Genomic DNA, 23,336 nt, shown 5'->3' with positions numbered 1-23,336 from the left:
ATAACGAGAAAGGGCGGGCATCGCTGCCCGCCCCTCGACGCTGCCGGAGACCTGGGTCTCAGAGCGACTTCAGCACGCTGTCCACGACCTTCTTGGCGTCGCCGAACAGCATCATGGTGTTGTCGCGGAAGAACACCTCGTTCTCGACACCCGCGTAGCCGGAGCCCATGCCGCGCTTGATGAACAGCACGGTCTTGGCCTTCTCCACGTCGAGGATCGGCATGCCGTAGATCGGCGAGGCCTTGTCGGTCTTGGCGGCCGGGTTGGTGACGTCGTTGGCGCCGATCACGAAGGCGACGTCCGCCTGCGGGAACTCACCGTTGATGTCCTCCAGTTCGAAGACCTCGTCGTAGGGCACGTTGGCCTCGGCGAGCAGCACGTTCATGTGGCCCGGCATGCGGCCCGCCACCGGGTGGATGGCGTACTTCACGTCGACGCCCTCCTTCTTCAGCATGTCGGCCATCTCGCGCAGGGAGTGCTGCGCCTGGGCGACCGCCATGCCGTAGCCCGGGACGATGATGACCCGCTCGGCGTTCTTCATGATGTAGGCCGCGTCGTCGGCCGAACCCTGCTTCACGGGCCGGGTCTCGACCTGACCGGTGCCGGCCGCGGCGGTGTCGCCACCGAAGCCGCCGAGGATCACCGAGATGAACGACCGGTTCATCGCGTGGCACATGATGTAGGACAGGATCGCGCCCGAGGACCCGACCAGCGAGCCGGTGATGATCAGCGCGAGGTTGCCCAGGGTGAAGCCGATGCCGGCCGCCGCCCAGCCCGAGTACGAGTTGAGCATCGACACGACCACCGGCATGTCGGCGCCCCCGATCGGGATGATGATCAGGCCGCCGAGCACCAGCGAGGCGATGACGATCAGCCAGAAGATCGCCTTCGACTCGGTGCCGATGAACAGGGCGATCAGCAGCACGAGGCCGGCGGCCAGCAGCGCGTTGATGAGGTGGCGCTGAGGCAGCATGATCGGCTTGCCGGACATGCGCCCGTCGAGCTTGGCGAAGGCGATCACCGAGCCGGTGAAGGTGATGGCGCCGATGGCCACGCCGAGACCCATCTCGAACAGCGACTGCTTGTGGAAGTGCCCGTTCTCGATGATGCCGAATGCCTGCGGTGCGTAGAGGGCGCCCGCGGCCACGAAGACGGCCGCGAGGCCGACCAGCGAGTGGAAAGCTGCCACGAGCTGCGGCATCGCGGTCATCGGCACGCGCTTGGCGATCACCGCGCCGGCGCCGCCGCCGAGCCCTAAGCCCAGCAGGACGAGGATCCAGGCGCCGGCACCCGCCGGCGGGTGGCCGACCAGCGTGGTCAGGATGGCGAGCCCCATGCCGACCATGCCGTACAGGTTGCCCTGCCGGGAGGTCGTGGGGTGCGAGAGCCCCCGCAGCGCCATGATGAACAGGACGCCGGCGACGATATAGAGAAGGGAGGAGACGTTCTCTGACACCGGCTCAGCCCTTCTTCTTGTACATGCCGAGCATGCGCTGCGTGACGAGGAAGCCGCCGAAGATGTTCACGCTGGCGAGCACGATGCCGATGAAGCCGAAGAACCGGGCGAGGCCCGTGCCCTTCTCGATCAGCGGAACGCCGACCGCCAGGATCGCGCCGACGATGATCACCGACGAGATCGCGTTGGTCACCGACATGAGCGGGGTGTGCAGGGCCGGGGTCACCGACCAGACCACGTAGTAGCCGACGAAGATCGCCAGCACGAAGATCGCGAGCCGGAACACGGTCGGATCGACCGCGCCGCCGGTGGCGGCGCTGAGCCCGTGGCCCATGCCGTCGGCGATGACCTGCGCCTGGTCGGCGGCGTTGCGCGCCACCGCGGCCGCCGCGCGCGCGGCGTCGGCCAGCACGCGGGCCTGATCGGCCGCCTGATCGGGAGGGACGATGACGTTTGCCATTCTGCTACTCCTCTCGGCCAGGCTTCACTGCGCGCCCGCCGGCGGGGTGGCCGCACCGGACGCCTTGCTGGCCTCCGACTTGGCCAGCCCCACGGAGGCGGCTTCCGAGGCTGCGCCATCGGTCTTGGGCTGGAAGGATGCGTGGACGACCGAGCCGTCGCGGGTGAGGTTCGTGGCCTTCACCAGCTCGTCGTCCCAGTTGATGGCCAGCGCCTTCGATTCCTTGTCGATCAGGGTCTCGACGAAGGCGTAGAGGTTGCGCGCGTAGAGGCTCGACGAGGTGGCGGCGAGCCGCCCCGGCACGTTGACGTGGCCGACGATCTTCACGCCGCGATCGTTCGTGACGACCTCGCCGGCCTTGGCGCCGGCGACGTTGCCGCCGCGCTCCACCGCGAGATCGACGAGGACCGAACCCGGCTTCATCGACGCCACCATCTCCTCGGAGACGAGCTTCGGCGCCGGCCGGCCCGGGATCAGCGCGGTGGTGATGACGATGTCCTGCTTGGCGATGTGGCCCTTGACCAGCTCCGCCTGCTTCTTCTGGTACTCGGCCGACATCTCCTTGGCGTAACCGCCGGCCGTTTCCGCCTGCTTGAATTCGTCGTCCTCGACGGCGACGAATTTGGCGCCGAGCGATTCGACCTGCTCCTTGGTGGCGGGTCGGACGTCGGTGGCGGTGACGACCGCGCCGAGCCGGCGGGCTGTCGCGATGGCCTGGAGGCCGGCCACGCCGACGCCCATGACGAAGACGCGGGCGGCCGGCACGGTGCCGGCGGCGGTCATCATCATCGGCATGGCCCGCCCGTACTCGGCGGCGCCGTCGACGACCGCGCGGTAGCCGGCGAGATTGGCCTGCGAGGACAGGACGTCCATCACCTGCGCGCGGGTGATGCGGGGCATCAGCTCCATGGCGAAGCCGTCGATCCCGGCCTCGGCCATCGCCTTGAGGGCGTCCTCGTTGCCGTAGGGGTCCATGATCGCGATCACGGTGGCGCCGCGCTTCAGCTGCGGCAGCTCCTCGGCGCTCGGGCGCCGGACCTTGAGCACGAGGTCGGCATCCCCGGAAGCATCGGCGGCGCTCCCGGCGATGCTGGCGCCGGCGGCCTCGTACTCGGAGTCCAAGATTCCGGCCTTCTGACCGGCCCCGGACTGCACCACGACGTCGGCACCGAGAGTCTTGAACTTCTTGACGGTCTCAGGAACCGCGGCGACGCGCGGCTCCGCGGAGTCCGTCTCGGACAGCACAGCAATGCGCATGCGAGGGTTCCCCTGGAAAAGCTCGGCCTTTCGAATGCGCGAACCGGCGCAGCTTTTCGAGAGGCGGATCTACGATACCGCGATGGATGCGGCCGGAATGTAACTTGCGCCCAATTTAATTGCCAACAATGTGTCAGCGTCCCGCTCGGCGAACGCGAGCGGGTTCGTCATCCGCGGCGACGCTCGATGCCGCCGCCCACGGCCCTCTCAGGCGAAGAACAGGTAGAGGACCAGGAGAATGCCGACGACCAGCGGGGCCTTCCACCCCACGGCCGGCGCGAGGGCGCCCACCGCGCCCGCGGCTCCGGAGGCGATCACGCCGACGATGGCCAGCAGCCACGCCTCGCGGATCCCGCCGATGGCGAGGGCCAGCACCCAGCAGATGACGACGCCAGTGGCGATTTCGACGAACCGGACAAATCCGCGATAGGTCTGCTCGTGCGTCGTCGCGTCCATCGCCGGGCTGTAGGTGTGCCCGGCCACCGTGTCACTCTCGGCCATCGTGCGCTCGTTTCCCTAAGACGCGACTTCTTGCGGTCGCGGTCGGATGTAGCTCAAGCGTTTACCTGCCGCAATCGGACGCACGCAAGTTGATCGCTCTCCCGGTGGATCTTCGCGTCGAATCAGGCCGGTTTCGGCAGACCGGCTTCGGTGAGTGCCCGGCCCTGGCGTTTCGTGAGTTCGTCCAGCGAGAAATGCTCGATCTCGGCCTCGAACAACCGGTGGTAGTTGAGCTCAGATCTGAGGTGGAGGAACACGGCGCCCAGCCCTACGGCCGCGCGATCCATGAAGACGAATTCCTGCGGGACAGTCACGGGCCCGCGCTCCTTCAGGGCCTGATGGACCTGGAAGGCCTGCCGGCGACCGTACTCTCCCGGCTTCACGCCGTCGGCGACGGTGCGGGTACGGTCTTCGAGCAGCGGCCCGTAAATGAAGCGGGCCCAGATGTTCAGGATCTCGATCTTCTCCTTGTCGAGATCCTTGAATCCCCAGACCTCGTAGGCGTGGACGATGCGGGCATCGTCGTTCTCCAACAGGCCGCGGTAGAGATCCACGACGCCGCCGACGAAGCGCGGATGGAAGATCCGGACGCAGCCGTAGTCCAGCAGGTTGATTCCCGCGGCCTCGCCGGCGTCCGAGAACACGGTGTAGTTGCCCAGATGCGGGTCGCCGTGGATCACCGCCGCGCGGCTGAACGGATGCCACCACGCCTTGAACATCGCCTGGGCGATCCGGTTGCGCACCTCGACCGGCTCCTCGGCGAAGCCCAGGATCTTGTCCCCGTCGAGCCAGCCGAGCGTGAGCAGACGCTTCGTCGAGAGCTCCGGAAAGACGCGCGGCACGCGCACCGCCGCGATGTCCTTCAGCACGGCCCCGTAGAGCGCCGCGTGCTTGGCCTCGCGCTCGTAGTCGAGCTCCTCGCGCACCCGGGCGCCGATCTCCTTCGCGATCTCGCGCGTGTCGAGCCACGTGTTCATCCGGCGGTGCAGCGCGAACGCGACCTCCAGCTGCTTCAGGTCGGCCTCCACGGCCGACTGCATGTCCGGGTACTGGAGCTTGCAGGCGAGACGTTCGCCGTCCTTGGTGGTCGCGCGATGGACTTGGCCCAGCGAGGCCGCCGCCGCGGGTTTGAGGTCGAAGCTGCCGAAGCGCTCCTGCCAGCCGGCGCCCAGCTCCGACTGCATCCGGCGCCGTACGAAGGCCGCGCCCATCGGCGGGGCGTCCGCCTGAAGCTTCTGCAGCTCGGTCGCATATTCGGGCGGGAGCAGGTCCGGAACGGTGGCCAGCAGCTGGGCCACCTTCATGATCGGGCCCTTCAGGCCGCCCAGCGCCTGCGCCAGGGCGGCGGCGTTGGTGGTGCCCTCCTTTCCGAACAGCCGTGCCACGGCCATCCGGGCGGCGACGCCGCCGACGTTGGCGCCGACGCTGGCGTAGCGCCCGGCGCGGGCGGAGAAGCGGTTGGCTTCGCGGTCGGTCTCGGCCATCACTCGATCTGCTTGTCTGACGATGATGCGCAGATAAGCCGCCCCCGGCCGCGAACCAGGGGCGTGGGTCCCTGCGCCGCGGGGGCCGACGGGGTCCGCGGCGCTCGGCTCAGGCCTGTCCTTCCATGCTCTCGAGCTCGACGATCATGCTCTCGATCATGCCGAGCCCGATCTGCCAGAAGCCCGGGTCCTTGGCGTCGAGACCGAAGGGCGCGAGCAGCTCGCCGTATGGCTTCGAGCCGCCGGCCGCGAGCAACGCGAAGTAGCGGTCCACGAAGCCGTCCTCCGCCCGGGCGTAGACGCCGTAGAGCGAGTTCACCAGGCAGTCGCCGAACGCGTACGCGTAGACGTAGAACGGCGAGTGGATGAAGTGCGGGATGTAGGCCCAGAACGGCTCGTAGCCGGAATCCAGCGTGATCGCCGGACCGAGCGATTCTGCCTGGACGGACAGCCACAGCGCGTTGATCTGATCGGTGGTCAGCTCACCCTTGGCGCGGGCGAGATGGACCTTCCGCTCGAACGAGTAGAAGGCGATCTGGCGCACCACCGTGTTGATCATGTCCTCGACCTTGGCGGCGAGCATGGCCCGGCGCTGGGTCGTGTCCGTGGTCGCGGCGAGGAGCCGACGGAAGGTCAGCATCTCGCCGAAGACGCTCGCCGTCTCGGCCAGCGTCAGGGGCGTCGGCGCCATGAGGGCGCCGTTCGGCCCGGCGAGCACCTGGTGGACGCCGTGGCCCAGCTCGTGCGCCAGCGTCATCACGTCCCGCGGCTTGCCCTGGTAGTTGACCAGCACATAGGGGTGGACGGAGGGCACGGTCGGATGCGCGAAGGCGCCCGGCGCCTTGCCGGGACGGGTCGGCGCGTCGATCCAGCGCTCGTCGAAGAAGCGCCGCGCGATCCCCGCCATCTTCGGCGAGAAGGCGTCGTAGGCGGACAGCACCGTGTCGCGGGCCTCCGTCCACGGGATCGTGCGCTGCTCGACGCGGGGCAGCGGCGCGTTGCGGTCCCAGTAGGGCAGCGCCTCCTGCCCGAACCACTTCGCCTTGAGCGTGTAGTAGCGGTGGGACAGGCGGGGATAGGCCGCCCGCACGGCGTCGACGAGGGCTTCCACCACCTCGGGCTCGACCCGGTTCGACAGGTGGCGCGCGTCCGCGACGTCCTTGAACCCGCGCCAGCGGTCGCTGATCTCCTTGTCCTTCGCCAGCGTGTTGGTGATGAGCGTGAACACCCGCAACTGACCGCGCAGGACCGCGCTGATCGCGCCGGCCGCCTCTTTGCGGACCGCGCCGTCCGGATCCTGAAGCTTGTTGAGCGTCGGCTCTAGCGGCATCTCCTCGCCCTGCACGGTGAAGCGCAGCGCGGCGATCGTTTCGTTGAACAGCCGGTCCCAGGCGGCGTTCGACGTGACCGACTTCTCGAGGAACAGCTTCTCGGTGCGATCGTCGAGCTGGTGCGGCTTCTCCCGCCGCAGGTCCTCGATCCACGGGGCGTAGTGGGCGAGCGGCGCTTCGGCCATCGCGGCGTTCATGGCCGTATCGTCGACGCGGTTCAGCTCCAGGGCGAAGAAGAGGAGATCCGCCGAGGCGCTGGTCAGCCGCTCGCGGGTGTCGCCGTAGAACTTGGCGCGCGCCTCGTCGGTGGTGTCGCCGGAATAGACGAGACCCGCGAAGGACATGAGCTTGCCTAGCAAGTCCTCGATGCCCTCGTAGGCGCGCACCGCCTCGGCCAGCCGCGCGGACGCGTCCGGGCCCGCGGCAAGCTCCGCGATCCGGCCGGCGTAGGTCTCGGAGAAGCGGCGGCACTCCTCCTCGGCGCGGGTCATGTCGCCGGAGAAGTTCGGATCATCGAGGCCGGAATAGAGATCCGTGAGGTCCCATTCCGGAAGATGGCCGAGGTCGGCAGCCTTCGCAGCGGCGCGCGCAGCACTCACGCCCTCCGGCAGGCGGACAGTCACCGGCGAGGCGGTGTGGCTCGGCATCATGGTGTGCGATCCTCTCCAAGGGCTCCGGCCCCGTACCCTGATATCGAGCGTGCCGCCACGCGTTCAACGCGGAGGGACCGTCGGACCGGCGCGCGATCGGTGACGACGCGGCGCAAACGTCGTTAAGCGGCACTTTACGACTGTCGGTCACCCTACGGCTCGAAACGAAACAGTCGCCGAATCGGAAGGCCGCGATCGGGTCGAGCCCGCGTCGCGTGTCCGGCCTTCGCGCGCCGTTCAGGGAGCCGCCATGTCCGCCACCGTGCTCATCGTGGATGACGATCCGGTCCAGCGGCGCCTGGCCGAGGCGGCCGTGCGCCGCTTCGGCTTCGAGGCGCGGATCGCCGAGACCGGTGCGGACGCGCTGACCCTGCTGCGATCCGAGGGTGCGGATGTCGTGCTCCTCGACCTCGTGATGCCGGGGCTCGACGGGCTCGGTGTCCTGGCCGAGATGCGCAAGAGCGGCCTCGCCACGCCGGTCATCGTTCAGACCTCCAACGGCTCCATCGACACAGTGGTCAGCGCCATGCGGGCCGGCGCCGTGGATTTCGTGGTCAAACCGGCGGGCGCGGAGCGCCTCCAGGTCTCGATCAAGAATGCCCTGCGGGTCGACACGCTCGAGGAGGAGGTGCGCCGCATGCGCCGCCGCGCCTCCGGGGCGCTCACCTTCAAGGATCTCACCTCGAAGAGCCCCGACATGGAGCGGGTGATCCGCCTCGCCGAGCGGGCGGCAAAGTCGAACATCCCCGTTCTGATCGAGGGCGAGTCCGGCGTCGGCAAGGAGGTCCTGGCCCGGGCGATCCAGGGGTCCGGCGACCGGCGCGGCAAGCCGTTCGTGACCGTCAATTGCGGGGCGATCCCGGAGAACCTGGTGGAATCCACCCTGTTCGGCCACGAGAAGGGGGCGTTCACCGGCGCCACCGAGAAGCACGCCGGCAAGTTCGTCGAGGCCTCGGGCGGGACCCTGTTCCTGGACGAGATCGGTGAGTTGCCCCTCGACGCGCAGGTGAAGCTGCTCCGGGCCCTCCAGGAGGGCGAGGTCGATCCCGTCGGCGGCAAGCGCTCGGTGCGGGTGGACATCCGGCTCGTCTCGGCGACGAACCGGTCGCTGCTCGACCTCGTGAAGCAGGGCAAGTTCCGCGAGGATCTCTACTACCGCCTGAACGTCTTCCCGATGACGCTGCCGCCCCTGCGGGCGCGCCGCGAGGACATCCCGGACCTCGTCCGCTCGTTCTGCGCGCGGTTCTCGGCCGAGGAAGGCAAGCGCGTGCGGGCGATCAGCCCGGAGGCCATGGCCCTGCTCACGCGCTATCCCTGGCCGGGTAACGTCCGGCAGCTGGAGAACGCCCTGTTCCGCGCCGTCGTGCTGGCGGACGGCGACGAGCTGACGGTCTCCGAATTCCCCCAGATCGCCGCGCAGGTCGAGGGCTTCGACGTGCGGATCCCGGCAGCGCCGGTCCAGCCGCAGATGCCGGCCTACGCCCCCGAACCGGTGCGGGAGATCGTCCGCGTCGAGGTCCGCGACCCGCACGCCATGTCGCTCGTCGCCGAGGAGACCGGCGAGATGAAGCCGATGGACGTCCTGGAGGCGGAGATTATCCGCTTCGCGCTCCAATTCTACCGGCAGCGGATGTCCGAGGTCTCGCGCCGCCTCGGCATCGGACGCTCCACCCTCTACCGCAAGCTCAAGGATCTGGGGCTGGAGGAGGACGATAAAACCGAGGACGCGGCCTGATCGAGCGCGGCGTGCGCTAGCGCACCGCGCGCATTCGTTTCGGCCACGGTCGCTGAAATTCTCGGCCCTGCTGCATCGCGCCGGCAGATGATTGAGCGGATCGTAAGCTGAGCAGCATTAGAAATGACACATTCATCTGCAGGACCGAGCCTCTATTCGCGATAACTGCGGTTGCTCAAAGCCACGCTTGCGCGGATAATCACAATCTGAGCGTGCGGTCCTGCCGCCGCGCCCCGGGAGATCACGATGCGCGTCCCGCGCTCCAGCCTCATCGCGCTGGCCGCCCTTCTCGGCGGCACGCTGGCACCGGCCGGCTCCCTCCGCGCCGCGACGGCCGCGCTGGACCAGCCGGCCACCGATGTCCCCGCGACCCCGCCCGCTGCCGCGCCGGGGCCGGCGGCGCCCGCGCCGGCGGACCCGTCGGCGCCCGCCGCGACCGCCCTTCCCGACTACAAGCCTGAGGCGCCGGCGGCCGAGCCGTCCCCGGCTCCCGCCGCGGCGGCCCCGGTCGCCCCGACGGACCCGCTCGGCGCCGCAATCTTCGCCCGGTTCGCGGATGCCGCGCCCCTGCTGCTCCGCCTCGCCGGCAAGGACCGCGACGCGATCCGGAGCTTCTACGAGGCCCGCAGCTTCAAGCCGCTCTGGATCTCCGGCGGGGCCTGGACCGACGCCGCGAAGGCGGTGTCGGCGCGGCTGGCGGCCGCCGCCGAGGACGGGCTCGACCCCCGCGCCTACACGGTCCCGGCGCTCGCCGACAAACCGGACGAGAAGGCGGTCGCCGACGCCGATCTGCGCCTGTCCGCGGCGGCGGTTCTCTATGCCCGGGACGCCCGCGGCGGCCGGATCAACCTGGCCTCGATCTCGCGGCTGATCACCCCGCACCTCGATCTGCCGGCCGGCAACGACGTCCTGGCGAAGCTCGACGAGGCCGGCGCGAAAGCCGGCGAGGCACTGCAGGCCTACAACCCGGCGACTCCGGGCTATCTCGCGCTGAAGGCGCGGCTCGCCAGCCTGCGGGGGCCTGCGCCGACCGCGGTGAAGCCGCTGCGCCTCCCGGCCGGGCCGGCCCTGCGCGTCGGCATGCGCGATGCTCGCGTCCCGCTGCTGCGGGCACATTTCAACCTCGAGAGCCGTCCGGCCGCGACCCTGGACAAGGGGCCCGGCGAGCCGGAGGAGTACGATTCCGTGGTCGCCGACGCGGTGGCCAAGTTCCAGCGCGGCCGCGGCCTGCCGGGGAACGGCGTCCTGAACGTCCAGACGGTGCTCGCCCTCGCCGATGCGGGCCGCGCCGCGCGCCCGACGGGCGGAGAGGCCGAACTCATCGTCAACATGGAGCGGTGGCGCTGGCTCCCGGGCGATCTGGGGCCGGATTACATCCTCGTCAACGTGCCGGAATATCGCCTGCGCGCCTACCGGGGCGGTGTGATGCGCGACGAGGCGCGGGTCATCGTCGGCAAGCCGGAATCGCGCACGCCGCTGTTCTCCGGGATGATGGAGTACGCGGTCGTAAACCCGTCCTGGTACGTCCCGCCGTCGATCCTGAAGACGATGGCGCCGAAGCTCGCCGGCTACGGCGGCAAGACCTGGGGCGGCTACGAGGTCGTCCGTCGCGGCGGGCACATCTCGCTGCGCCAGCCCCCGGGGGAGCGCAACGCGCTCGGCTTCATCAAGTTCATGTTCCCGAACCAGCACGCGGTCTACCTGCACGACACGCCGAACCGCTCGCTGTTCTCAGCCGCGAAGCGCGATTTTAGCCACGGCTGCGTCCGCGTCGACGACCCGTTCCGCCTCGCCGACGCGGTGCTGCCGAACTGGTCCGCGGATCGGCTGAAGAAGCTGATCGGCAAGGGCGAGCGCACCATCCGGCTGCCGGAGAAGCTGCCGGTCCACCTCGCCTACTTCACCGCCTTCGTGGACGACGGCGGCGCCTACCGCACCCTGCCGGATCTCTACGGCTACGACGCGCCGATGCGCGCGGCCCTCGGGCTGCCCGGCGGCGGCGGGCCGGCGATCGCGCGGCTCCCGGACGAGCCGCCGCGGCGCAAGGCTGAGCGCGCCCCGAAGCCGCCCGCGCCCCGGACCGTCCATCGCCGCGCGCCCGAGCGGCCGGTCGCGGATGCCGACGCGTGGCCGGGCGGGCGCTACGAGGAGGCGGAGACGCCGCGCCGCGCCCAGCGTCGCGCCGCACGTGCCGACAGCGCGCCGGAATACGGCGAGCCCGGCCTCTGGACGCCCGCGCCGCAGCAGGCGGCGCCGCGCGGGTGGTGGTAGCCCACCCGCGCCACCAGCAACTTTCAGGTGCGCGGCCGCACAGCCGGGCACGATTTCGCCACGGTCGAGCCTTAGCCGTTTCGGTCGCGAACCCGGTTCAACAGGCGTCGGGTCAGGCTGTCGGGAGAGGATCAGGACCGTCGTGCCCAGTCTCCCGCGCGCCCTTCGCCACGTCACCCTTGCCCTGTCCGGCCTCGCGCTCGGACTGATCGCCGGGACGGCCGAGACCGAAGACGCGGTCGCCAACGGCGACACCCGCTCCCTGTCGATCTACCACACCCACACGCAGGAGAGCGCGACCATCACGTTCAAGCGCGATGGGCGCTACGACCGCGCGGCCCTCGAGCAGCTGAACTGGCTTCTGCGCGACTGGCGGGTCAACGAGCCGACCAAGATGGACCCGCGGCTGTTCGATACGGTCTGGGAGGCTTATCGCCAGGTCGGCGCGACGCAGCCGATCCACGTCGTGTCGGCCTACCGCTCCCCGGGCACCAACGCGATGCTGCGCCGCCGCTCCAGGATGGTGGCCGAGTACAGCCAGCACATGCTCGGCAAGGCGATGGACTTCTTCCTGCCGGACGTGTCGATCGACCGGATCCGGGAGGTCGGCCTCCGGATGCAGCGGGGCGGCGTCGGCTGGTACCCCCATGCCGGAACGCCCTTCGTGCACCTCGACGTGGGTTCGGTGCGGATGTGGCCGCGCATGACCCACGACCAGCTCGCCCGCCTGTTCCCGGACGGCAAGACCGTCCTGCTCCCGAGCGACAACCGCCCCTTCCCTCGCTACGAGGAGGCCAAGGCCGAGATCCTGGCCCGCGGCGGTACCGTGGCGGGCCTCACGACGCAGATGGCCAGCGGCGAGGAGGAGGACGGGCCCGGCCTGTTCGGCTTCCTGGCCAGCCTGTTCGGCGGCGGCCGGTCCGCACCGGAACCCGCGCCGGTGCCGGCCCCGGTGGAGACGGCGCGGAAGTCGCGCCGCGCGCCCGTCGTCGCCGTGGCGAGCGCCGATCCGCAGGATCCGGCGGGCGCGCGCGCGGCCCTCGCCTACGCGGCGCCCGCGGCCGACGACGCGCTGCGCGGCTCGCTGGCCGAGCGGGCGCAGGCGAAAGGCGCCGAGACCAAGCCCTCCGACACCAGGCCCGCCGACGCCAAGGCGCTCCTGACCGCCAGTCAGCCGGTCGCCGTCGACGATACCGTGACCGCCGTCACGGCACCGCTCCCGCCGCGGCGCCCCGCCGATATGGCCGCCGTCGCGGCGAGCCTGAACATGCCCCTGCCGCCGCCCCGCCCTGTGCAGTTCGCGGCGCTGGAGCGCGGGATGGCCAACCTCGCGCCGGCGGCCGAGATCCGCGCCCTCGACAAGCCGGCGGCGGTTCCGGCTCGCGCCCGCTCCCTCGTGGCTCCGGACGCGGATGCCAAGGCGCAACTGCGCGCCCTGTTCGACTCCGTATCGGCCGGCCCGGGCGCTGCCCCGGCGAGCCGCGCCACGCCCGTGCACGTGGCCGCCACGCGCCTGCGCCGTGCCGCGCCCGACGCGGTGGTCGGCGCCGCGCCCGATCGGGTCACCACGCGCTTCAGCCCCCGCAGCCCCGGCGACGACCTGCCGACCCGTTTCACCGGCTCGGCCGCACGGGCCGTGTCGGGGGCGCGGTGATTCGACCGTCGTCGTCAGGACGTCCGCATCGGAGCCGCGCAGTGGGCCGGGCCACCCGGGGCGGTCGACGCCGGATACGAGCTCAGCGCAGAGGCTTGGACAGGTTGACCGCCAGCGCGCCGACCAGCGTGGTCGCGTAGCTGTCTTCCTGCGTCGCCGAGATGCGCTCCGCCTCGCTGCCGCTGTTGGCCGCGACCGACATCATCAGCATCACGGCCGTGACGACACCGCCGAGACCGGCGACGAGAGCGAGATAGGCGCGGACGGCGACGCTCGGGACAGCCGCGACCGCTTCGGTCTCGGCGAGGCACAGCGGCGATGGGCTGTGGGACATGGTGGCGGCCGCTTCTGACGGGCGATGCTGAACCCGACGCGGGCCGATTAGGCGCACGTCGGACGTACCCGTTCAATCGAAGAACGCCTCAGAAAGAGGCGAGTTCGACCGAAAGGCGAATTTTTCCACTGATCCTCATACGGACGGTTGATAGCCGAAAGGGGGACGCGCTCGGCGTCCCCCGGACCGGTCTCAGCCTTCCTTGCCGGCGACCTTGCCGAGCGCCGCCTGGGCGGCCGCCAGTCGGGCAATCGGCACCCGGTAGGGCGAGCAGGACACGTAATCGAGCCCCACCTCCTGGCAGAAGCCGACCGAGGCGGGATCGCCCCCATGCTCGCCGCAGATGCCGAGCTTGATGTCCGGCCGGGTCTTGCGGCCGCGCTCGACGCCGATGCGCACCAACTCGCCCACGCCTTCCTGATCGATCGTGATGAACGGGTCGGCCGGCAGGATGCCCTTCTGGGTGTAGGGGCCCAGGAAGGTGGCGGCGTCGTCGCGGGAGATGCCCAGCGCCGTCTGGGTGAGGTCGTTGGTGCCGAAGGAGAAGAACTCCGCGGTCTCGGCGATCTCATTGGCCTTGAGGGCCGCGCGCGGCAGCTCGATCATCGTGCCGACCTGATAGTCGAGGGTCGCGCCCTTCTCCTCGGCCACGGCCTTCGCCATGGCGTCGATCCGGGCCTTCACGATGTCGAACTCGGCGCGGGTGAAGACCAGCGGCACCATCACCTCGGGCGTCACCGCCTTGCCGGTATCGGCGGCCGCCTGGACCGCGGCCTCGAAGATCGCGCGGGCCTGCATCTCGGCGATCTCCGGGAAGGCGATCGCGAGGCGGCAGCCGCGGAAGCCGAGCATCGGGTTGTGCTCGGACAGCTCGCGCGTCCGGTGCCGGATTTTCTCCTCGGAGACGCCCGTCGCCTTCACGACCTCGGCGACCTCGGCGTCGGTGTGCGGCAGGAACTCGTGGAGCGGCGGGTCGAGGAGGCGGATCGTGACCGGCAGGCCGGACATGATCGTGAACAGCTCGAGGAAGTCCTGCCGCTGGTAGGGCAGGATCTTCGCCAGCGCCGTCCGTCGGCCCTCGGCGTCGTCGGCGAGGATCATCTCGCGGACCGCGATGATGCGGTCACCCTCGAAGAACATGTGCTCGGTGCGGCAGAGGCCGATGCCCTCGGCGCCGAAATTGCGCGCGGTCCGGGCGTCGGTCGGCGTGTCGGCGTTGGCGCGGACCTTCATGCCGCGGATCGCGTCGGCCCACTCCATCAGCGTGGCGAAGTCGCCCGACAGCTCGGGCTCCAGCATCTTCACCTCGCCCTGGATCACCTGGCCGGTAGAGCCGTCGATGGTGATCCGGTCGCCGGCCTTCAGCGTCGTGCCGCCGACCGTCAGGGTCTGCGCCTTGTAGTCGATCCGGATCGAGCCGACGCCGGAGACGCAGGGCTTGCCCATGCCGCGGGCCACCACGGCGGCGTGGCTGGTCATGCCGCCGCGGGTGGTGAGGATGCCCTCGGCGGCGTGCATGCCGTGGATGTCCTCGGGCGAGGTCTCGATCCGGACGAGGATGCACTTGCGCTCGGCCTTGCGGTGCGCCTCCGCATCCTCGGAGTTGAACACGATCTCGCCGGTCGCCGCGCCGGGCGAGGCCGGCAGGCCGGAGGCGATGACCTTGCGGTCGGCCTTCGGGTCGATGGTCGGGTGCAGGAGTTGGTCGAGGGCGCCGGGCTCGACGCGGCCGATCGCCTCCTCGCGGGAGATCAGCCCCTCGCCCGCCAGATCAACGGCGATGCGCAGGGCGGCCTTGGCCGTGCGCTTGCCGTTGCGGGTCTGGAGCATCCAGAGCTTCCCCTTCTCGATAGTGAATTCCATGTCCTGCATGTCGCGGTAGTGCGACTCCAGGATCCCGTAGATCCGGGTCAGCTCCGCGAAGCTCTCGGGCATGGCCTTCTCCATGGAAGGCTTGTCGCTCTCAGCCTCTTCCCGCGCCTTCTCGGTGATGTTCTGCGGGGTGCGGATGCCCGCTACGACATCCTCGCCCTGCGCGTTGATCAGGAACTCGCCGTAGAGCGCCTTCTCACCGGTGGAGGGGTTGCGGGTGAAGGCGACGCCGGTGGCCGACGTGTCGCCCATGTTGCCGAACACCATGGCCTGCACGTTGACGGCCGTGCCCCAGCTCTCCGGGATGTTGTTCAGCTCCCGGTACTTCTTCGCGCGGGGGATCATCCACGAATTGAACACGGCGCCGATCGCGCCCCAGAGCTGGTCGTCCGCGCCCTGCGGGAAGTCCGAGCCGTGCTCGTCGCGCACGATCTTCTTGTAGGTCTGGATGAGGGTCTTCCAGTCGCCGGCGCCGAGCTCGGTGTCGAGGTCGAAGCCCTTGCCCTCCTTGTACTGCTCCAGCGCCTCCTCGAAGGCGTGGTGCTCAACGCCGAGCACCACGTTCGAGTACATCGTGATGAACCGGCGGTACGAATCGTAGGCGAAGCGCTCGTCGTCGGCCTCCTTGGCGAGGGCCAGGACGGTCTCGTCGTTGAGGCCGAGATTGAGGACCGTGTCCATCATGCCGGGCATCGAGGCGCGCGCACCCGAGCGGACCGACACGAGCAGCGGGTTCGTCGCGTCGCCGAACTTGCGGCCGGTGAGCTTGCCCACCTGGGCGAGCGCTTCCGCGACCTGATCCTTGAGCTCCGGCGGATAGGATTTGCCGTGATCGTAGAAGTAGGTGCAGACCTCGGTGGTGATCGTGAAGCCCGGCGGGACCGGCAGACCCAGGTTGGACATTTCGGCGAGGTTGGCGCCCTTGCCGCCGAGCAGGTCGCGCATCTGCGACTTGCCCTCCGCCTTGCCGTCGCCGAAGGCATAGACCCACTTCGCGCTGCCGGTCGCCATGTCGATCCCGTCCGTATCTGGTGCCCGGCGCCGGCCGAGCTGATGGGCGGGGTTGGACCATCCCGCAGCGCAACGCAAGATGAACGCCCGATGGCCCTGTGCGTGCGCGGATGACGGCTCGAGCGGTCTGTCAGGTCCGCGCCGTCGCGGCGCGGGCGCGGCCCGTCAATGCAGGATTCCGAGCCCGATCACGCCGACGACGATCAGGTAGATCGCGACGATGTAGTTGAGCAGCCGCGGCATCACCAGGATCAGGATTCCGGCGAGGATCGCGATCAGCGGCTGGAGGTTCGAGATGGTGATGGTCACGGACGCCTCCTGAGGGCCGAGCTTGGCCGCCGGTATCGACGCCTCTACCCCACGGAGGTTCCCTGTAGCTTGGGCGGGGCGGCCGGTGGTCCGGCCGCCCCGGGGCGGATCAGGGCTTCGGCGTCGGGGTCTCGGTCCCGGGGATCGGGTCCTTGGCCTCGCCGGTCGGCAGGCTCACGGCGATCGTTGGGTGCGACAGCTCCGGATAGGGCTCGATCACGTTGGCGCCGTTGAGCGGCTTGTTGGCGCCGTTGTGACAGGTGGCGCAGTTGATCTTCGGCACGTCGCCCAGGATCCCGAGCCGGTTCCGCGGGAATGTCGATTTCAGCGGCTCCATGTAATCCTGGTTCAGGTCACGCACCATGCGGATGCCGTACCAAGCATGGACGCGGTTGGGCGTGCTGGTGTCCCACTGCGCCACCGATCGGGTGTTGTGGCAGAAGGTGCAGTTGACCCCGAGCGATTGCGACATGCTGATCATGATCGCGAAGGTCTTCTCGGCGTCCTGGATCGGCTTGCCCTTGGTCTCCGGCAGCGCCGTGGTGGCGTTGACCCGGACCGCGTCCTCCGACGTCTCCTTGTGCTGATAGAAGGCCTGATAGACGTCGTAGGGCAGCGAGGTGTTGCCGACCTCCGCGGAGGCGAGGTTCTGGCTGTTGTTGCGCGGGATGAAGCGCCCCGCCCCCTGAACCGGATGATCGAACCAGATATTGGCCGGCACCGGATTGCCGCGGTGACAGGTGTAGCAGGTCACGCCCGCTTGATGGACGTGGTTCTCTTTCCAGGACGAGTTGATGTACTGGGTCATCTGGAGCATCCGCCGGGCGACGCGCTTCTGGTAGAGCTCGTCGGACGCCATGTTCTCGGTGCTGTGGCAGTAGGTGCAGCCCTGCTGCGGGGCCACCCACTCGGTGATCGACACCATCAGCCGGTTGAACTGCTCGGCCGAGAGATCGCCCAGAACCTGGACGTTCTGGTAGACGGCCGAGGCCTTGTCGCCGCCCGCATCGGCCGGATCGGCCGGGGTCGGGGCGACGTTCGCGGCGGCCAGCGCCTCGTTGCCGGCGCGGGTGCGGATCAGGTCCATGCCCGTCCCGCGGAAGCCGGTCTGCTTGTTAGCCATCGGCGGGTGGGTCCAGCCGGCGCCGCCGAACATCGCGATGGTGAGGAAGAGGGCCAGTGCGCCGCCGGCCACCGCCAGAATCGTCTTCATGACGGCCTCCTCACGGCTTCATGCCGGGTGCGAGATGGGCGGGATCCACGATCGGGCCGTAGACCTGCGGGTACGAGGGCGCGACGCCGTGCTTGACCGCCCAGAGGTACCAGTTGTCGACCACGGTCCCGGTGAGCAGGATGCCGATGCCACCGGTCAGCGTCGTCAGCACGGCGAACCACCACGCCCAGCGGTGGACCGACTCCATCGTGGCGTTGAAGCCCATGGTCCAGCGCCAGAACAGGGCGGCGCGCTCGGTGGCCGTGCCGCGGTCGACGATCTGGTCGATCTCGCGCTCCGCGCCGTAGCGCGAGCAGGCGAGGATCGTGCCCCCGTGCATCGCGAACAGCAGCGTCGACCCGTAGAGGAACGTGATCGAGAGCATGTGGAACGGGTTGTAGAAGAGGTTCCCGTAGCGGAGCGAGAAGGCCGCGGTCCAGTCGAGGTGCGGGAAGATGCCGAACGGCACGGCTTCCGACCACGAGCCCATCAGCACCGGCCGGATGAAGCCGAGGACGAGGTAGAGCCAGATCGCCGACGCGAAGGCCCACGGCACGTGCAGGCCGAGGCCGAGCGCCCGCGCCCGCTTGTAGAGATGGACCCACCACAGCAGGATCGAGGCCGTCAGGAAGAAGCCCGCGATGAGCCACCACCCGCCCTCGTTCAGGGGCGGGAGGACCTTCAGGCCGTACTTCGGGAGGGGGGGCTCGAGGGCGAGCCACGGCAATTGCCGCACGAACTGAACCGGATCCCAGTTCACCGAGGCCCACATATTGAGCCCGATGATCTCGAAGGCGATCACCCCGCAGGTGATCGACAGGGTCGCGATGTAGCCGATGTAGATCGGCCCGACCTGGCTGTTGCCGATCAGCCCGAACAGGTAGCTGTTGAACGGCTTGCCGACCCGCTCGTCGACCGCGACCGGGACGCCCTGATCCGGCACGAGCGGGCGCACCTGAACCTGCGTGAAGATGTTCTGGTAATAGGCCATGGCCTGCCCTCCCCCGGAGTACCGCGCGCTGAGCGGCGGCGACCCGCGTTAGTCCCCTCGTTCCGATCGCGTCCGATCCGTCACCGCCAGACAGGCAGGTTGAGCCACCAGCCCCACCATTGCGGCCAGCCCTGCGTCCAGAACGGCCCGCTGATGACGATGCAGACCGCGCTCCAGAACCCCGCAGAGAGGGCCAGGAACAGGCCGAGGCGGTGGATGCCGAGCGTGCCGATCGAGTAGCCGATCGTGTCGCGGAAGAAGGTGTCCTCGTGCTCGGGCGTCTTGACGGTCTCGCCCTTCTTCGGGTTGGTCGCCGACAGGATCAGGCCGCCGTGCATCGCCAGGGCCAGCGTCGTCGTGAAGAAGAACGTCACGGCCAGCATGTGGGCCGGATTATAGTGGAAGTGGAGATACTGGTATCCGGTGTTGGACACCCAATCGAGATGGCTGAGGATGCCGTACGGGAAGCCGTAGCCCCAGGCGCCCATCAGCAGCGGCCGGATCACCACGAGGGTGAAGTAGGCGAAGATCGCCATGCCGAAGGCCGCGGGGACGTGGTAGCCGATCCCGAGCTTGCGGCAGATCTCGACCTCGCGCAGCGCCCAGGAGACGAACGAGCCGAGTGCGCACATGGTGATGATCTGCCAGAGCCCGCCATCCTTCAGCGGCGCGAGTCTCAGGCCGTAGCTGACATCGGGCGGCGCGATGTTGATCTGCCAGATGTTCCAGGTTGGTCCGATCGCGGCGCCGTAGATGACGAGCGCGGTGCCCAGCACCGTGAAGAACATGCCGACGACGCCGAAGAAACCGACGAAGAACGGCCCGACCCAGAAGTCGAACAGGTCGCCTCCGAGCAAGGTGCCGCCGCGAACCCTGTATTTGCGCTCGAAGCTCAGCATCGCCATGGCGGCTGCTCCTCAGTCAGGCCGGAGAAGAGGAAATATGGGTGGACCGCGGCCCTCGCGCGCCGCGGTCCGAACCGGCGGTCAGGCCGGCATCTGCGGCAGCGCGAGCGTGATGGTGTTCTGGGCCGCCTTGTTGTTTCTCGGGCCGTCCAGCCAGTTGAACCGGTCGGTCGAGAGCAGGATGAAGTGGATCAGCAGCGCCAGGATAAAGAGGAAGGTGAACAGAGCCACCAGCGTGCGCCGCGGATCGAAGAGCAACCAAACCTTGTGCATCCGATCCTCCTCAGCCGATCATCGTGACGAGGGCGTGGGCCGCATCGCGAACGCCCTCGAGAGAGGCGTAGCCCTGCGGTCCGGGGAGCCACGGACGCCACAGCCAGACGAGGATGTGGGCGACCACGGCGATCGCCGTGAAGATGAGGAAGCTCGTCAGGAAGATCGCGTGGAACTCCTTGGCTTCCGGTTCCGTCAGCCCGGACAGGCTGCTCGGTCTTTCTGTTGTGACGGGTCCACTCGCCATCGTTCAGACCTCCGTGTGTTGGCCGCGCCTCTGGCGAGGCGCGACGGGTTCAGCCGCGATGCCTTTCGGCTGTCACGGCCCGACTTCCCCCGCGTGACCGGACGGAAGCGTCTTCATCAGGGGCGTTTCAGCCCATGAAGGCGAAGGGGATCGCCTGAACCGCCATGGCGCGGGCTTCGCCGAAGACCGAGCGGCGCGCCGGCGCCAGGCCCGGGCGGGCCGTCTCGCGGCTGGGCCGGAACCGGTTCAGCGCCGCGGCGGCGAGGAAGAACGGGTAGGTCGCCGCCAGGATCAGCCGGAACTGAAACGCTTCTTGGTGCTGGCGGCCGGTCGGGACCATCGTTCGCATCGTCAGGTCTCCTCTGGGTGAAACGGAAAGGCGGCTCATACGGGCATTCCTCCCGCGAGGGCGGCCCGGGCCCGCGCCACGTGGGCGGGCGCTACGGCGGCGGCCTCGGTGTCCCGGGCAGCCCGCTCGGCGGCGTCGCGCAGGCGCTTGGCCGCGGAGATCCGGGCGAGCACCGGCTGGGCCTCGACGAGGGCGTCGAGTGCCTGCCGGGCGGCCTCGTCCCACGGCAGCTCGGCGTGGCGCCGCGTGGGAGTGGCCTCGACCTTGTCCATGTCGCGGGCGAGCGGCAGGATGTGGAAGAGGGTGTCGAACAGGGCGTTGCAGACCTCCTGGACCAGGTAGGTCGCCCCGGCGTAGCCCATGAACGGCGTGCCGGTGTGCCGCCGGATGATCGCGCCGGGGAACGAGGCCGGCACGTAGGTTGCCCGGGCTCCGCACTCGGCGAGGTACATCCGCTCGTTGAACGAGCCGAACAGCACCAGCGGCGGCTTGGCCGCGACGGCGGCGCGGACGGCCGCGTTGTCGGGCTTCAGACCGGCCGAGCGCCCGAAGGCGAAGTGGCAGGGCAGGCCCATCTCTTCTTCGAGGAAGTGGCGCACCCCCCGCGCGTAGGTCTCGGTCGCGACGATGCCGAAGCTCGCGGTGCCGAAGAAGTCCTGCGTCACCGAGCGCCAGAGGTCCCAGACCGGCTTGATCGTGGTGTGCCGCTCCCGCTCGATGAACGGCTCGGGATCGAGGCCCAGGATCTCGCCGAGCGAGCGCAGGAACTTGGTCGTGGACAGGATGCCGATCGGCGCCTGCAAGTACGGGCGCTCCAGATCCTCGCAGAGCAGCCGCCCAAACTCCCGGTAGAGGCAGATATTGGCGTCGGCGTTGACCAGCTTCGGCACGTCGGCGAGGTGGGCGCCCAGCGGGAAGGTGAGGTTCACCTCGGCGCCGATCCCCTCGACCAGCCGCCGGATCTCCGCGAGGTCGGACGGCATGTTGAAGGTGCCGTAGGCCGGGCCGATGAGGTTCACCCGCGGCTTCTCGCCGGGCTTCTTCTCCGCCCGGGCCGGGATGCCTTTCTTGGCGAACTTCTTCGCCCCGTACTCCTGCCAGAGCCAGCGCATCGCCCGGTCGGCGGCCTGCCACTGGTCCTCGTCGATCGTGCGCGGCAGGAAGCGCTGGAGCCCCGTGCCCTCCGGGGTCACGCCACCGCCGATCATCTCGGCGATCGAGCCGGTGACCACGACGCTGGGCTGGCCCGGATCGAGGGTCGCGTGGGCGCGCTTCATGGCGCCCTCGGTACCGTGCCGGCCGAGTTCCTCCTCGGCGAGCCCGGTGACCACGATCGGCAGCTCGTGCGGCGGCAGCGCGTCGGTGTAGTGCAGCACCGAGGTGACCGGCAGGTTCTCGCAGCCCACGGGGCCGTCGATGACGACCTGCAGGCCCTTGATCGCCGTGAAGACGTAGACCGCGCCCCAGTAGCCGCCAGCCCTGTCGTGATCGAGGATGAGCATCAGGCCATCTCCCCGATCGGCTTCTTGGGGCCCTCGATCTTCGGGCCCTGGCGCTTCTGCGGCACCTCCTGCCAGACGCCCGCGGCGTGACCGGTGCCGACGCCCTCGAAGAAGTCGCGCATGGCGTCGAAGCGCGCCCTGTTGCCGAGGGCGGCGTTGATCACCGTGGCGAGCGACCCGGCGCCGGCCGCGCCCATCAGCGGGCGCGCCGAGATCAGGTTGGTGAAGTAGAGCGCCGGGGTGCCGCGCTCCTTGGCGCGCTGCACCACCGGCGTCGTGCCGATGGCGAGATCGGGCTTCAGCGCTTCGAAGGCGAACAGATCATCCTCGAGGGAGGCCCGGTAGCGGACCTTCGTTCCGCGAGACTCGAGCCAGTCGCGATCCGCCTCCGACCAGGGCGTGCGCGGGCAGGCGGTGCCGACATAGGGGACCTCGGCGCCGCTCTCGACGAGGAGGCGCGCCACGAGCAGCTCCGATCCCTCGTAGCCCGAGAGCGTGATCCGCCCCTTGATCGGCATCGCGCCGAGCGCGCCGCGGATGCCGGGCAGGATCCGGTTCTTGGCCGCTTCGACGGTGGCGCGGGGCACGCCGCAGGCCTCGCCGATCCGGTCGAGCCAGTCGGCGGTCCCGTCGACGCCCACGGGAGCGGAGCCTACGATCGGGCGGCCGGCCGCCTCGAACTCGCGGATCGAGGCCGTGTAGAACGGGTGAATCGCCGCCACCGCCGCGCAGTCGAGGGCCGCGTAGAGCTCGCGCCATTCCCGGGTCGGCACGACCGGGCCGGCCGCCAGCCCCAGCGGCTCCAGGAGCGCACCGATCACCACCGGGTCGGCCGGGAAGACCTCGCCCAGCAGCGCGACGCTGGGGCGCTCGGAACGGCCGCCGCGGGGGGCGGCGACGGGCCCCTGCTCGGCCTCCGCGCGGGCGACCTTGAGCATGGCGCCGGCGAGCACGTCCTTCGCTTCCGCGTGGGTCGGGACGCCGAAGCCCGGCACGTCGATGCCGATCACCCGGACGCCGTCGATCGCCTTCGGCAGCAGGCGCAGCGGCACGCCGGAGGCCGTCGGGACGCAGAGGTTGATGACGACGACGGCGTCGTAATCCTCCGGCTTCGCAGTCGCGTGGACCGCCTCGCGGATGTCCTCGAACAGCTTGCCGGTGACGAGCGTCTCGGAGTTGAACGGCACGTAGCCGACGCTGCGCCGCGCCCCGTAGAAATGCGACGTGAAGGTCAGGCCGTACACGCAGCAGGCCGAGCCCGACAGGATCGTCGCCGTGCGGCGCATCCGCAGACCGACCCGCAGCGAGCCGAAGGCCGGGCACATGCTCTGCGGCTGGTCGTGCGGGCCCTGGGGATAATCCTCGCGCAGCTGCGCCAGGGTCTCCGATAGGCCGGCGGCTTCCGCGGCCGCCACCATCGCGTCCTTGCCGGCGTGGCAACCCAGGCCGTCGCTCTGCGCCGCGGCGAGGTCGACGGTGGCCGGCGACTTGCGGGCCCGCAGATCGGCGATGTCGAGGGAGACGGCCATGC

At 69.6% G+C, this 23,336-nt stretch carries 20 protein-coding genes; 3 read left to right on the top strand and 17 right to left on the bottom strand.

What is annotated here, in order from left to right; all coding sequences use genetic code 11:
* Nucleotides 1-58: 58 nt before the first annotated feature.
* The 6 genes from BMY19_RS06475 to BMY19_RS06450 form a co-directional block, all read right to left on the bottom strand.
* Nucleotides 59-1,456: an NAD(P)(+) transhydrogenase (Re/Si-specific) subunit beta gene (locus BMY19_RS06475; RefSeq protein WP_020092007.1), complete on the bottom strand. Its 1,398-nt coding sequence runs from the start codon at nucleotides 1,454-1,456 to the stop codon at nucleotides 59-61.
* 4 nt (nucleotides 1,457-1,460) lie between these two features.
* Entirely contained in the window at nucleotides 1,461-1,916 is a 456-nt protein-coding gene (locus BMY19_RS06470) for a proton-translocating transhydrogenase family protein (protein ID WP_020092006.1), read from the bottom strand.
* A 24-nt stretch (nucleotides 1,917-1,940) separates the two neighbouring features.
* Nucleotides 1,941-3,173, bottom strand: coding sequence for a Re/Si-specific NAD(P)(+) transhydrogenase subunit alpha (locus tag BMY19_RS06465; protein ID WP_100251222.1), 1,233 nt, complete (start codon nucleotides 3,171-3,173; stop codon nucleotides 1,941-1,943).
* Nucleotides 3,174-3,380: 207 nt separating this feature from the next.
* The gene (locus BMY19_RS06460) at nucleotides 3,381-3,674 is read right to left on the bottom strand and encodes an aa3-type cytochrome c oxidase subunit IV (RefSeq protein WP_020092004.1); all 294 of its coding nucleotides are present in this window, start codon (nucleotides 3,672-3,674) and stop codon (nucleotides 3,381-3,383) included.
* Nucleotides 3,675-3,796: 122 nt separating this feature from the next.
* Complete coding sequence (locus tag BMY19_RS06455; protein ID WP_091926654.1) at nucleotides 3,797-5,158, bottom strand: ABC1 kinase family protein; 1,362 nt, start codon at nucleotides 5,156-5,158, stop codon at nucleotides 3,797-3,799.
* Nucleotides 5,159-5,267: 109 nt separating this feature from the next.
* A complete protein-coding gene (locus BMY19_RS06450; protein WP_100251221.1) occupies nucleotides 5,268-7,139 on the bottom strand; it encodes a M3 family oligoendopeptidase in 1,872 nt (623 codons plus the stop codon).
* Nucleotides 7,140-7,389: 250 nt separating this feature from the next.
* Here BMY19_RS06450 and BMY19_RS06445 point away from each other — a divergent pair, with 250 nt between their 5' ends.
* From BMY19_RS06445 to BMY19_RS06435, 3 genes are all read left to right on the top strand, one after another.
* The gene (locus BMY19_RS06445) at nucleotides 7,390-8,874 is read left to right on the top strand and encodes a sigma-54-dependent transcriptional regulator (RefSeq protein WP_020092001.1); all 1,485 of its coding nucleotides are present in this window, start codon (nucleotides 7,390-7,392) and stop codon (nucleotides 8,872-8,874) included.
* 246 nt (nucleotides 8,875-9,120) lie between these two features.
* Nucleotides 9,121-11,145 (top strand): L,D-transpeptidase family protein, encoded by a 2,025-nt coding sequence (locus BMY19_RS06440; protein ID WP_100251220.1) that lies wholly within the window; start codon nucleotides 9,121-9,123, stop codon nucleotides 11,143-11,145.
* Nucleotides 11,146-11,287: 142 nt separating this feature from the next.
* Complete coding sequence (locus BMY19_RS06435; protein WP_100251219.1) at nucleotides 11,288-12,799, top strand: peptidoglycan L,D-endopeptidase MepK; 1,512 nt, start codon at nucleotides 11,288-11,290, stop codon at nucleotides 12,797-12,799.
* Nucleotides 12,800-12,881: 82 nt separating this feature from the next.
* Here BMY19_RS06435 and BMY19_RS06430 read toward each other — a convergent pair whose 3' ends face one another.
* The 11 genes from BMY19_RS06430 to bchY all read right to left on the bottom strand — a co-directional run bounded on the left by BMY19_RS06430 (nucleotide 12,882) and on the right by bchY (nucleotide 23,334).
* A complete protein-coding gene (locus BMY19_RS06430) occupies nucleotides 12,882-13,133 on the bottom strand; it encodes a hypothetical protein (protein WP_020091998.1) in 252 nt (83 codons plus the stop codon).
* A 192-nt stretch (nucleotides 13,134-13,325) separates the two neighbouring features.
* Nucleotides 13,326-16,016, bottom strand: coding sequence for a pyruvate, phosphate dikinase (gene ppdK, locus BMY19_RS06425; protein WP_091676917.1), 2,691 nt, complete (start codon nucleotides 16,014-16,016; stop codon nucleotides 13,326-13,328).
* Between the two features lie 165 nt (nucleotides 16,017-16,181).
* Nucleotides 16,182-16,325 carry a DUF3096 domain-containing protein gene (locus BMY19_RS06420; protein WP_012319762.1) on the bottom strand — a complete coding sequence of 48 codons (144 nt, stop codon included), beginning with the start codon at nucleotides 16,323-16,325 and terminating at the stop codon, nucleotides 16,182-16,184.
* 109 nt (nucleotides 16,326-16,434) lie between these two features.
* Entirely contained in the window at nucleotides 16,435-17,538 is a 1,104-nt protein-coding gene (gene pufC, locus BMY19_RS06415) for a photosynthetic reaction center cytochrome PufC (protein WP_056528659.1), read from the bottom strand.
* 10 nt (nucleotides 17,539-17,548) lie between these two features.
* Nucleotides 17,549-18,529, bottom strand: a complete 981-nt coding sequence (gene pufM / locus BMY19_RS06410) for a photosynthetic reaction center subunit M (RefSeq protein ID WP_100251218.1) — start codon at nucleotides 18,527-18,529, stop codon at nucleotides 17,549-17,551.
* Nucleotides 18,530-18,609: 80 nt separating this feature from the next.
* Entirely contained in the window at nucleotides 18,610-19,434 is an 825-nt protein-coding gene (gene pufL / locus BMY19_RS06405) for a photosynthetic reaction center subunit L (protein WP_020091994.1), read from the bottom strand.
* Between the two features lie 81 nt (nucleotides 19,435-19,515).
* Nucleotides 19,516-19,707 carry a light-harvesting antenna LH1, alpha subunit gene (pufA, locus tag BMY19_RS06400; RefSeq protein WP_020091993.1) on the bottom strand — a complete coding sequence of 64 codons (192 nt, stop codon included), beginning with the start codon at nucleotides 19,705-19,707 and terminating at the stop codon, nucleotides 19,516-19,518.
* 10 nt (nucleotides 19,708-19,717) lie between these two features.
* Nucleotides 19,718-19,954 carry a light-harvesting antenna LH1, beta subunit gene (pufB, locus tag BMY19_RS06395; protein WP_012319767.1) on the bottom strand — a complete coding sequence of 79 codons (237 nt, stop codon included), beginning with the start codon at nucleotides 19,952-19,954 and terminating at the stop codon, nucleotides 19,718-19,720.
* A gap of 127 nt (nucleotides 19,955-20,081) precedes the next feature.
* Nucleotides 20,082-20,303, bottom strand: coding sequence for a hypothetical protein (locus tag BMY19_RS06390; RefSeq protein ID WP_026604760.1), 222 nt, complete (start codon nucleotides 20,301-20,303; stop codon nucleotides 20,082-20,084).
* Nucleotides 20,304-20,338: 35 nt separating this feature from the next.
* Nucleotides 20,339-21,805, bottom strand: a complete 1,467-nt coding sequence (gene bchZ, locus BMY19_RS06385; protein WP_100251217.1) for a chlorophyllide a reductase subunit Z — start codon at nucleotides 21,803-21,805, stop codon at nucleotides 20,339-20,341.
* The gene (bchY, locus tag BMY19_RS06380) at nucleotides 21,805-23,334 is read right to left on the bottom strand and encodes a chlorophyllide a reductase subunit Y (RefSeq protein ID WP_100251216.1); all 1,530 of its coding nucleotides are present in this window, start codon (nucleotides 23,332-23,334) and stop codon (nucleotides 21,805-21,807) included. Before bchY ends, bchZ begins: the two co-directional genes overlap by 1 nt.
* Nucleotides 23,335-23,336 lie beyond the last annotated feature (2 nt).

The sequence above is a fragment of the Methylobacterium sp. UNC300MFChir4.1 genome (assembly GCF_900110155.1).
Lineage (GTDB): Bacteria > Pseudomonadota > Alphaproteobacteria > Rhizobiales > Beijerinckiaceae > Methylobacterium.
Note: the sequence above shows the minus strand (reverse complement) of the source record. Positions and strands in the feature narration are given on the sequence as shown.